At 38.3% G+C, this 3121-nt stretch carries 2 protein-coding genes and 1 pseudogene; 1 reads left to right on the top strand and 2 read right to left on the bottom strand.

All coding sequences use genetic code 11. The annotated features are described in order from the left end of the window. Positions 1–238 precede the first annotated feature (238 nt). A pseudogene (locus tag PLEUR7319_RS0103710) lies at positions 239–1147 on the top strand (DUF3883 domain-containing protein); the annotation flags it as partial. Between the two features lie 75 nt (positions 1148–1222). On the opposite strand, the gene PLEUR7319_RS0103705 reads toward PLEUR7319_RS0103710, so the two are convergent. Then, a complete protein-coding gene (locus PLEUR7319_RS0103705; RefSeq protein ID WP_019503857.1) occupies positions 1223–2350 on the bottom strand; it encodes a HigA family addiction module antitoxin in 1128 nt (375 codons plus the stop codon). A 22-nt stretch (positions 2351–2372) separates the two neighbouring features. Continuing rightward, the gene (locus tag PLEUR7319_RS0103700) at positions 2373–2672 is read right to left on the bottom strand and encodes a type II toxin-antitoxin system RelE/ParE family toxin (protein WP_019503856.1); all 300 of its coding nucleotides are present in this window, start codon (positions 2670–2672) and stop codon (positions 2373–2375) included. Positions 2673–3121: the final 449 nt, after the last annotated feature.

Here is a 3121-nt window from a genome sequence, read left to right as displayed (position 1 = left end):
TAATCTCGATTCGATGAACATAGCCCTTTTGGTTAAACGCTGATCTCCAAAGTCACATTTTTCGGTTATTAAATTTTTGGTCTGATTCATTCACCACTCAAAATCTGCTCAATTATTTTGCTCTATCGAGAGGGCAGATTTCTCGAAATGGATAAAATTGTTAGCGAATATTGTTACACAACTTATATACCCTTCAAAAGATGCCGTGAAAAGTCAGTTAGCTGACTCTGCTAAGGATGGAGAAACAACCATCCGCAATGCGGGTTACGCTCCCTATCTCGATTATCGACCTCTATCTGAAGCAGAACAAACCGTTATCGAAACCTTCTTAGAAGAATCTAATCTACCCACCGACATTGAAGCAGAAGCAACCAAATATGCCATTTCCCAAATAGTTCCCCAACATCTACAAGAGGTCAAGCAGCACAAAGAAGAACTTATCGACAAAACCTTGGTAGCAGTCAAAGACAGGCTAACTAAAGAAATCAACCACTGGGATTATCGCGCATCCGAATTAAAATATCAGGAAGAAGCGGGGAAAACCAACGCTAAAATCAACTCGGCAAAAGCTAGAGCCAGAGCAGATGAACTACAAGCCAGATTGAGCCGACGAATCTATGAATTAAACCAAGAAAGACGTTTATCTCCTCTACCTCCTGTAGTAGTAGGAGGAGCATTAGTTATAGCAATTGGCTTGCTACAGAAACTACAGGGTAAAAGCCAACCCAAAGCCCAGATGTTTGCTAGAGAAACTAAACGGGTAGAAATGTTTGCTATGAATGCAGTAATAGCAGCAGAGAAGAAATTAGGACACGAACCTAGAGATGTAAGTAGCCTCAAATGTGGTTACGATATTGAGTCTCGCATCCCCGAAACTGGAGCGTTGAGATTTATCGAGGTCAAGGGCAGAATTGAAGGTGCAGAAACGGTTACAGTCACCAAAAACGAAATTATTACTGCTTTGAATAAACCAGATAATTATATTTTGGCAGTAGTAGAAGTTCCGATTTCTGAAGAATCTACTGATAGAGATGATGCTAACGTTTATTATCTCAGACAACCATTTCAGAAAGAGCCTGATTTTGGTGTGACGAGTGTTAATTATAATTTGAAGGAATTAAAAAAAAGAAGTCAGAAACCCCACTAATAAACGAGGTAGTTTGCTAACTCAGATGGATTATCTCAAGTTGATTTTCAAGCTCTTTTATCAGTTAAAGCAAGCTTAATCATAAATCCAATCAGATAAAAACGGTTTTACCTTCGGTAATAGCACTCGTAAGTTTTTATAGGGAACTAAACCCTCATGCTGAAGACGACCCAGAATAATACCTGGGTGTCTGTCTTGTGATTGGGCAAAATTAATTATCGCTTTCTTAGAAAATTTCGGTTTTGTTTGAACTCCAAAAGAATTTAATGCTTTTTCGTTAACCAGCCAATCACGAGCAAGTTGGTTTGCTTCGTCTTCTTCTGAATTTTGTTCTAGTTCGTCCAAGTTATCTAGATACAAACCTTGATGTCCAGCAACTATATGACCTAGTTCGTGCATCAGACTAAACCAAAAACAATCGATTCTATTGTGTCTCAGGGTAAGAGCAACTACTGGATGATTTTCCAAATAAAATGCTGCACCGTCTAAATATGTTTTGTTCAAATGAGGAACGATCGCAAAATGAACACCCAAATCGATTAACATTTGAGGAACATGAGTTACATCCTCTTCTTTTTCTGCATAGCGAAGAAGATCGGGAATTGCTCCCCTTAGCCTGTCTAGCTGAAATTCTCCCAAAGTTTGCTTGTTGACTACTTGTTCGACTCTTTTACACCAGGCAATTTTGGCACTATATTCTGGTTCGAGAATTTGACTGTGGCGGGCGGCACAAGCCCCTGAATTCGATTCAGGGGACGCGCCCTTGCGAAAGTTGACGTAAAATTGAGGAGTCTCTTGAGGTGATTTAATACCTAAAAATTGACATACAGATTGCTCTAGTTCATCAATTGATTCTGTAGATTTTATCCATTGGCGTTTAATCAACTCAGAAATTGGCGCAAGAGTGTACAAACGACTTCTACGCTCAATTTCCGACTCTTTCTGCTTTTTTTTTGCCAGATTTAAACGATAATTAGTTTCCAAATTAATCCAAAATTCCGCAGTAGTTCCCAACGCGCACGATAATTCTCTAGCCGTCTCAGGAGTAATTTGCTTCGTTCCTTTAATAATTTCGTTGATTGCTTGTGGTGGACGTTTGGTAATTTCAGCTAAATCTTTTTGAGTCCAACCACGAGCATCTAGTTCTCTTTGTAAGATACGCCCTGGTGATACTGCTCTTGCTGGTGTTAAAGTATTGCTCATTCTTGCCTCCCTCTCCCTTTATTTAGTGATAGTCCTCAATATCGACGATTAGGACATACTTGCCTGCTTCATCTTTTTCGAGTACCACAATTAAACGCCATTGCTTATTTAGGCGTAGCGACCTTTGATTCTTTTTGCCTCGTTTTCCTGAGAGTTTTTCAAATCTCAGACCTTTGTTAGCGTATAAATCTTGTTCGCTTTCGGCTGCTGCAATAATTGCCATGACTTCAAAAAAGTCATCTACAACCCCAGGATATTTGTGAGCATTTTTTTCCTCTGTATAAAGTAGTTCTATTTTCTTTTTCTTAAATTCAAACCTCACTTCTCACCTTCTATAAATACAGAAGAGTCTTCCGCATTATAAACTGCTTGATTCAGTTTTGGGGTGAATCGGTGAATTTATATTTATTTTATACCTAAGTTATACCTAATAACTATAAAGATTTGATAGAGTTGCTTGGACAATGTAATAGCTAAATCTGCTTAATGATATTCACTGCAATAGAATCTATTTAATAAAATTTACCGAGAGTAATAATCTTCTTGAGAATTACTGAGGCGGATTGCTCAACCGAGCAGTAAGAATAGTTGGTTGTTCTATCTGCCAACTTCATGACCTACCGCAAACTGACTTTTCACGGCATCTTTTGGAGGAAATATAAGTTGTGTAACAATATTCGCTAACAATTACTCATTTAGAGAAATCTGCGCTCTCGATAGAGCAAAATAATTGAGCCGATTGTAAGTTATGAATGAATCAGACCAAAAATT

The sequence above is a fragment of the Pleurocapsa sp. PCC 7319 genome (assembly GCF_000332195.1).
Lineage (GTDB): Bacteria > Cyanobacteriota > Cyanobacteriia > Cyanobacteriales > Xenococcaceae > Waterburya.
Note: the sequence above shows the minus strand (reverse complement) of the source record. Positions and strands in the feature narration are given on the sequence as shown.